Below are 7896 nucleotides of genomic sequence, written 5' to 3' on the forward strand. Positions count from 1 at the left end.
ACGATCGGCAGGTCGAGCACCGGTCCGACGTCGTGCATCGGCCCCGTGCCCGCCGACGTGGGGAGGACGAGCACCTCGCGGCCGGTGACCTCCGCCGCCGCGCGCCGCACCAGACCGACGAACGGGTGGCCGAGATCCGACCGCCAGGGAAACTCCGCCCCGAGGACCGTCACCGTGATGTCCGCGTACCCCTGCGCGTCGAGATGGCGGCGCACGTTCCGCGCGACCTCGTCCGGGTCCTGATCGGGGACCAGCCGGAAATCGATTTTGGCGGAGGCGGCCTTCGGCAACACCGTCTTCGACCCGGCGCCCATGTAGCCGCCCCAGATGCCGCAGATGGTGCAGGTCGGCGTGAGCAGCCACTGACGGAGCGCCGCGGATCCGCCGACGCCGCCCATAAACCGATCGACGCCCGCCTGCTCCCGCGCGTCGTCGACCAGGTCCAGGGGGAGCGACGCGAGCACGGCGTCTTCCGCCGGGGTCGTTGGGCGGACGCGATCGTAGTGTGCCGGGATCAGCACGCGGCCGGAGGCGTCCTTGAACGTGGCGAGCGCCCGCACGAGCCGGAACGGCGCGCCTTCGATGATCGCGCCGTATTGCGAGTGCAGGTCGAGCGTCGCCGACGCCGCCTCGAGTTGAAGGTAACAGATCCCCTTGGCCCCACACGAGAGCCGCAGGCGCTCCCGGCGGTCCCGGCTGCCCGACTCCCAGATGCAGGCGTCGGCGCGCAGGAGGTCGGTGTGACCCCGCGTCATGGCGCCCAGATGGACGCTCGAGATCTCTTCCTCGCCCTCAACGAGGAACTTCACCCGGCACGGCAGACCGCCACCTGCAGCGGCCAGTGCCCGGACCGCGGCGATACGACCGGCAAGGTTGCCCTTGTTGTCGGCGACCCCGCGCCCGTAGAGGCGGCCGCCGCGCTCTGTGACGTCGAACGGCGGCACGGTCCACTCGGCGAGCGGCTCGGCCGGCTGGACGTCGTAGTGGTTGTAGAATAACAGCGTCCGCGGCGACCGGCCCTCGAATTCGGCCACGACGGCCGGGTTGGCGCCGGCGTGCTCGAGCACGGTCACCCGGCCGCCGGCGCCCCGGAACAGACCCCCCACCGTCCGGACCGTGTCCGGGATGCCCTGCCGCTGGGCGGCGACCGAGGGAATGCGCACGAGCCCGCGCAGATCCTCGACCGCCGAAGAGTACTCGTGTGAGAGCCGGGCGTCGAGCATGCCCAGGTCCCCTCCCCCGCTCCGGCCGTCGGACCAGACCGGACCGTTTCCGTCGTGCGGTACCACCCGGGGGTTCGGGGCCCGCGCGGCACGATCCCCTCCTCAAAGGGGATCGGCGGGCCAGGCCGAACATCAGCCGAAACGCTGAACGGGCGCAGAGGTGAGAGCGATTGAGCCACGGCGGCAAGGCCGGATCGACCACGCGCAGAGAGTTCCTCACTCGGGCGGCGGCCACCGCGCTAACCGCGGCGGCCGGCGGATTTAGGCCGGCGGCGGCGTCCGCCGCGGCGAGGCGCGGCGGCACGATGGTCGTCACCGGACACCAGGAGATCTCGAGCCTGAGCCCGGACGACGCGGGGCCGACCGTCATCTGGAGCGCCGTCACGCAGATTCACAACGCGCTTTTGGAGCTGGACGAAAACTTCAGCTTCGTGCCGACCCTGGCGCAATCGTACACGGCGGCGCCGGACGGCATGTCGTACACGTTCAAGCTGTTGAAGGGTGTCCGGTTCCACGACGGGACAGAGTTCACCGCCGACGACGTGAAGTACACCTACGAATGGTACATGAACCCGGCCAACCACGCGATCAACGCGAACAACTTCGAGGGCGTCGACGCGGTGCAGGCCCCGGACAAGTACACGATCCGCGTGAAGATGAAGCGCCCGAACGCGGCGTTTCTCGCGAAGGGCGCCTCCACGTTCATCGTCCCGGCGGCGTACCACGGCAAGGTCGGCGAGAAGCACTACAAAACCGCGCCGATCGGCACCGGCGCCTTCCGGCTGAAGGAGTGGATCCCCGCCGGACACACCACCGTCGCGGCTTTCGACCAGCACTTCCGCGGCCGGCCGAATCTCGACTTCTTCCGGGTGGATATCGTCCCCGAGCCGTCGGTGCGCGCGATCGGGCTGCAGACCGGCGCCTCGGACTCGGCGGTATGGCCGCTCTTGACCGAAGACAACCTGCGGTTTGCCAAAGACGCACACTTCACGACGTTCGTGACCATCACGACGGGCGTCAATCACTTCCCGATCAACAACAAGCTGCCGATGTTCGCGGACAAGCGCGTGCGTCAGGCGATGATGTACGCCATCAACCGGCAGCAGTTGATCGACGACGTCTTCAAGGGGACGGCGGTCATCGCCACCTCGCACCTGTCGCCGGCGTTCAAGACGTACTACGAGCCGAACGTCGTCAAGTATCCGTACGACGTCGCCAAGGCCAAGGGGCTGCTCGACGAGGCGGGCTGGAAGCCCGGGCCGGACGGCATCCGTCAGAAGGGCGGCCAGCGGTTGTCCTTCACGTGCACCACCATCACCGGCGATCAGGCCCGCCGCCCGGAAGCTGAGATCGCCCAGCAGCACCTCAAGGCGGCCGGCATCGAAATGAAGCTCGCGGAGGCGCCGGTCGCGACGATCACGGACAAAATGCACAAAGGCGAGATGGACGCGTCCCTCTTCAACTGGACCTACGGCGGCAGCCTCGGCGACCCCGATCCCTCCGTGACCCTGCGCACGAACGGCGGCAACAACTGGTCGCACTACTCGAACCCCAAGGTGGACAGCCTGATCGACGCCGGCCTAGCGGAGCCCGATCCCAAGAAGCGCCGGCCGATCTACAGCGAGATCCAGAAGATCGTGGCCGAGGACGCCCCCTTCATTTACGCCATGTACTGGAATTGGTACACGATCTTCGCGCCGCGCGTCAAGGGACTGCCGAAAACGGCGTTCAACGGCCCCCAGCTCTACCGCAAGGCCTACCAGTGGTCGCTCGGGTGACGTCGCACAACCGCCGGCCGGTCTAGGCGCACGCCGCCGGACACGGTCTGAGCCAAGGCGGCGCGGCCGATGTGGCGTTACGTACTCACCCGGCTGCTCCAGGGCGTGGCGGTGGTCTTTCTCGTCGCCACCGTCACGTTCGTGATCCTCCACCTCACCCCGGGCAACCCGGTCGACATCCTGGTCGGCGAAGCCGAGGTCAGCCGCGCCCAGGTCGCTGCGATCGAGCATCTGTGGGGATTCGATCGCCCGCTGTACGTCCAGTACGTGACCTGGCTCGGGAACATGGCCCGCGGCAATTTCGGGGAGTCGGTGATCCGCACCGGCGTGCCGGTAGGCACGATGCTGGCGCAGGCCGCCCCGGTGACGCTCACGCTGAACGTCGCCGCCTTTCTGACCTCGATCGCGATCGCGGTGCCGGTGGGGATCCTGGCCGGCGTCCGGCGCTACTCCGTGTTCGATTACGTCGGGACCGTGGGGGCCACGCTCGGTGTGGCGCTCCCGAGCTTCTGGATCTCGCTCATGGCGATCATCCTCTTCGCGGTGCAGCTGCGCTGGCTGCCGCCGTTCGGCCTGTCGTCCTGGACGGGCTACGTGCTGCCGGTCGCCGTGCTGGCCACGGAGCAGACCGCGGTCATCGCGCGGCTCATGCGCGGGTCGGTGGCCGCGGTCCTCCACCAGGACTACGTCCGCACCGGACGCGCCAAGGGACTGGCCGAACCGGCGGTGGTGCTGCGCCACGCGGTGCGAAACGCGCTGCTGCCGGTGATCACCGTGCTGGGGTACCGGATGGCGTTTCTCCTCAGCGGGACCATCATCGTCGAGACCGTCTTCGCGCTGCCGGGGATCGGCCGCCTCTTGACCGACTCCGTCTACCATCTTGATTACCAGGTCGTACAGGTGATCGCGCTCCTCCTGGCGGTCATCGTGGTGGCGGCCAACATCGCGACCGACCTCGTATACGCGCTCGTCGACCCGCGCATCCGCATCGGGTGACCGCGGCGGCGATGCGTTCTCTGGAACGGCCGGCGGACATTGCGGGACCCGCGGCGGCGGACCGGCCGGCCGCCCGGATGGGACGCCGCCCCGAGATCTGGCGGGCCTGGCGCCGGTTCGTCCGCTACCGCCCAGGCGTCGCGGGGCTCGCCGTCGTGGTCGTGATCGGCCTCGTGGCGGTCTTCGCGAACCTGCTCGCCCCCTACTCGCCGCTTGCGATCAACCCCGGCATGCGCGGCGTCGGACCGACCCCGGCCCACCCCTTGGGCTTCGATCAGATCGGGCGCGACATCCTGAGCCGTCTCGTCTACGGGTCGCGCGTCGCGATGATCGTGGCCGTGCTCGCGACCGGGATCGCGGTCGGCATCGGCGTGGCCGTCGGCACGACGGCCGGCTACGTGGGCGGGCGCGTGGATGCGGTGCTCTCGCGCATCACCGACGCGTTGATGGCGTTTCCGATTCTCGCCCTGCTGATCGCCCTCGTCGCCGTCGTCGGACCGAGCCTCACCAACGTCATCCTCGTCATCGGAGCCACCGTCTGGGCATCGTACGCGCGCGTCGTCCGCGCCGACGTGCTGAGCCTCCGGGAGCAGGAGTTCGTCGTGGCGGCCCGCGCGATCGGCGCCACGGACCGCCGCGTGATCTGGCGTCACCTCGTGCCCAACGTGGTCGGGCCGGTGATCGTGCTCGCCACGCTGTCGGTCGGCAACATCATCATCCTGGAGGCGGCCCTGTCGTTCCTCGGCCTGGGGGTGCGACCGCCGACGCCGGACTGGGGTGGCATGCTGGCCGACGGCCGGGCGTTCATCACCATCTATCCTCAGATCGTGATCGTCCCGGGCGTCATGATCGCACTCACCGTCCTGGCGTTCAACCTCCTGGGGGACGGGCTGCGGGACGCGCTCGACCCGCGCCACTACGATTGAAAGGCCCACACTCGACCAAAGGGGGTCCGGTGATGCGGATCGCAATCGGCGGCCTGTCACACGAAACCAACACGTTCTGCGCGGCGCCGACCGAGGTGGACGAGTTCAAGGACCGGGAGTGGACGCACGGCGCGGCCCTCGTGGCGCGCCACCGCGGCGTGCGCGATTATCTGGGCGGCATGCTGGCCGCGGCGGAGGAACGCGCCATCGAAGCCGTCCCGACCTTCGCCACGCGTGCCACGCCGTCCGGCACCATCAGCCGGCGCGCCTACGAGGAGATGCGGGGGGAACTGCTGGCCGGGCTCGACCGCGCGGACCGGCAGGAGGCCCCGCGTCAGACGGGGCCGGAGGTCCCTGGGCCTGCGGCGCGGGCCAAAGATGCCCAGACGGGAGTGGACGCCGTCTGCCTGGCGCTCCACGGCGCCGGGGTCGCGGACGGCGTCGACGACATCGAAGGCGACATCCTGTCGCGCGTGCGGGCGCTCGTGGGGCCGGCGCTGCCGGTCATCGTGACCCTCGACCTCCACGCCAACGTCACCGACGAGATGGCGCGGAACGCGACCGCGCTTCTCGGCGTGAACGAGTACCCGCACGTCGACTCGTACGAGCGCGGCGTCGAGGCGGTCGCGCTCGCGGCCGACGTCGTGTCCGGGCGCCGCCGGCCCGCGATGCGCCTCGTCCGGCTGCCGATGCTCGTGCCCACGACGGCGAGCAGCCAGGCCCCGGTGCGGGAGATCAACGCGCGGTGCCGCGACTGGGAGGGGCGGCCCGGCATGATCGACTGCACGTTCTTTCACGGCTTCGCCCACACGGACGCCCCCGTCGTCGCGGCCTCGATCGTGGCAATCGCCCACGAGGACGCGGCGCCGGCGGAGGAGGCCGCGATGGACGTCGCCCGGTACGCCTGGGGACAGCGAGAGGCGTTTCTCAGGTCCGCCCCGAGCCCGGCCGAGGCGATTCGCCAGGCGCTGGCCGCCGACGACCGTCCGGTCGTCATCAACGAGACGTCCGATAACCCGGGCGGCGGCGCGCCCGGCGACGGGACGCACCTGCTGCGCGCGTTGCTCGACGCGCAAGTCACGGACGCCTGCTTCGGCTTCATCTGGGACCCCGAGACCGCGGCCCAGGCGCACGCCGCCGGAACGGGTACCACCGTGCGCGTGCGGCTCGGCGGCAGGACCGACACGCTGCACGGCGCTCCGATCGACGCCGAGGCCTACGTGAAGTGCCTGACCGACGGCCGGTTTACCCAACAATCGCCGATGGGCCGCGGCGCGCCCGTGAACCTCGGCCCGATGGCCCGCCTCGTCGTCGGCGGCGTGGACGTGCTGGTCTCGTCGGTGCGGTCTCAGACCCTCGATCCGGAGGTGTTCCTGCTGCACGGCATCGACGTCGCACGATACCGGATCGTGGCGCTGAAATCGAGCCAGCACTTTCGCGCCGGGTTCGAGTCCGTGGCGGCGCGCATCATCACCGCGGACGCCCCCGGCCTCACCACCCTCGACCTCACGACGTTTCCGTACCGGCGCCTCGTGCGGCCGGTGTGGCCGCTCGATCCGCACACGGCGTTCCCGGCTACTTGATCGCGCCCACCAGCGAGAACAGCGGCAGGTAGAACGAGATCACGATGAAGCCGACGATCCCGCCCATCACCATGATCAGCGCCGGCTCGAGGATCGACGTGAGGGCCGCGACGGCGTACTCGACCTCGGCGTCGTAGAAGTCCGCCACCTTGGACAGCATCGTGTCGAGCGCTCCGGTGCGCTCGCCGACTGCGACCATCTGGGTGACCATCGGCGGGAACATGCCGCTCGCCCCGAGCGGGCCCGAGATGCCTTCGCCCTCGCGGATGCTCGTGCGGACCGCGTCGAGCGCCCGGATGAGGACCACGTTGCTGGTGGCCTTCGCCACGACGTCCAGGGCGTGGAGGATCGGCACGCCGCTGTGGATCAGGGTCCCCAGGGTGCGGGAAAAGCGCGCCATGGCGACGCTCTTGTTGACCGGGCCGAACACCGGCGCCCGCAGCTTGAAGCGGTCGAACCACCGGCGGCCGTCCGGCGTCCCGATGTAGTACCGGAACCCGTAGATGCCCACGACGAGGACGAGGACTCCCACGTACCACCAGCGCTGCCCCGCCACGGTGATGAAGATGAGAAACTGGGTCGGCAGCGGCAGCGGCACCTGGAGATCCTTGAACACCGACACGAACTTGGGCAGGATGAAGAAGACGATGAACGAGACGATGCCGCCCGCGGCGCTCGCGATCAGGACCGGATACACCATGGCCGACTTGACCTTCTGCCGCAGCGCCAGCTCCTTTTCCAGGAAGCCCGACAGCCGGCCCAGCACGTCGTCGAGGGCGCCGCCGGTTTCTCCGGCGCGGACCATGTGAACGTACAGGTTGTTGAACGTTTCCGGGTGCGCGGCCAGCGCGTCGGACAGCGGAAGCCCGCCCTCGACGTCGCCGCGCACTTTCCCGATAATCTCCCGCAAACGCTGGTTCGTGGCCTGCGCCTGCAGGATGGCCAGGCTCGCGATGATCGTGAGCCCCGCGTTGATCATCGTAGCGAGCTGCCGCGTAAACACGGTGAGGTCCTTGAGCTTGACGCCCCGGAAGCGGCTCAGCAGGTCTTCGACCTTCGGCTGCGTCGCGCGGCGCTTGAGCGACGTGATGAGGTAGCCCATCTCCTGCAGACGGGAGATGGCGGCGATCTCGGTGTCGCCGTCGACCGCGCCGGCCACCATTTGCCCTGCTCCGTCCCGCCCCACGTATGCGAACGTTGCCACGTTGAACCCCCCTGCCCCTACTTCGAGTCTTCGGAGACGAAGACGACGCGCAGCAGCTCTTCGACCGTCGTCACGCCTTCCAGCACTTTCTGAACGCCGTCATCGCGGAGGAGGCGCATGCCGTCCTGCTGCGCGGCGGCGCGGATCTGATCGGCCGAGGCGCCGCCGAGGATGAGGCCCCGCAGC

The 7896-nt window shown here is 69.5% G+C and carries 6 protein-coding genes; 4 read left to right on the top strand and 2 right to left on the bottom strand.

What is annotated here, in order from left to right; translation table 11 throughout:
• Nucleotides 1–1223, bottom strand: a 1223-nt coding sequence (locus VGZ23_01435; GenBank protein HEV2356267.1) for a M20/M25/M40 family metallo-hydrolase, incomplete at its 3' end; no start/stop codon positions are given.
• A 170-nt stretch (nt 1224–1393) separates the two neighbouring features.
• On the opposite strand from VGZ23_01435, the gene VGZ23_01440 reads away from it, so the two are divergent.
• The 4 genes from VGZ23_01440 to VGZ23_01455 all read left to right on the top strand — a co-directional run bounded on the left by VGZ23_01440 (nt 1394) and on the right by VGZ23_01455 (nt 6506).
• A complete protein-coding gene (locus tag VGZ23_01440) occupies nt 1394–3001 on the top strand; it encodes an ABC transporter substrate-binding protein (protein ID HEV2356268.1) in 1608 nt (535 codons plus the stop codon).
• Nucleotides 3002–3070: 69 nt separating this feature from the next.
• On the top strand, nt 3071–3997 hold the full coding sequence (locus tag VGZ23_01445; GenBank protein HEV2356269.1) for an ABC transporter permease: 927 nt from the start codon (nt 3071–3073) through the stop codon (nt 3995–3997).
• Between the two features lie 11 nt (nt 3998–4008).
• Nucleotides 4009–4923, top strand: a complete 915-nt coding sequence (locus VGZ23_01450; protein ID HEV2356270.1) for an ABC transporter permease — start codon at nt 4009–4011, stop codon at nt 4921–4923.
• 32 nt (nt 4924–4955) lie between these two features.
• On the top strand, nt 4956–6506 hold the full coding sequence (locus VGZ23_01455) for a M81 family metallopeptidase (GenBank protein ID HEV2356271.1): 1551 nt from the start codon (nt 4956–4958) through the stop codon (nt 6504–6506).
• On the opposite strand, the gene VGZ23_01460 is transcribed toward VGZ23_01455, so the two are convergent.
• Nucleotides 6499–7710: a type II secretion system F family protein gene (locus tag VGZ23_01460; protein ID HEV2356272.1), complete on the bottom strand. Its 1212-nt coding sequence runs from the start codon at nt 7708–7710 to the stop codon at nt 6499–6501. The two genes, VGZ23_01455 and VGZ23_01460, sit on opposite strands and share 8 nt — an antisense overlap.
• Nucleotides 7711–7896: the final 186 nt, after the last annotated feature.

The sequence above is a fragment of the bacterium genome (genome assembly GCA_035945995.1).
GTDB lineage: Bacteria > Sysuimicrobiota > Sysuimicrobiia > Sysuimicrobiales > Segetimicrobiaceae > DASSJF01.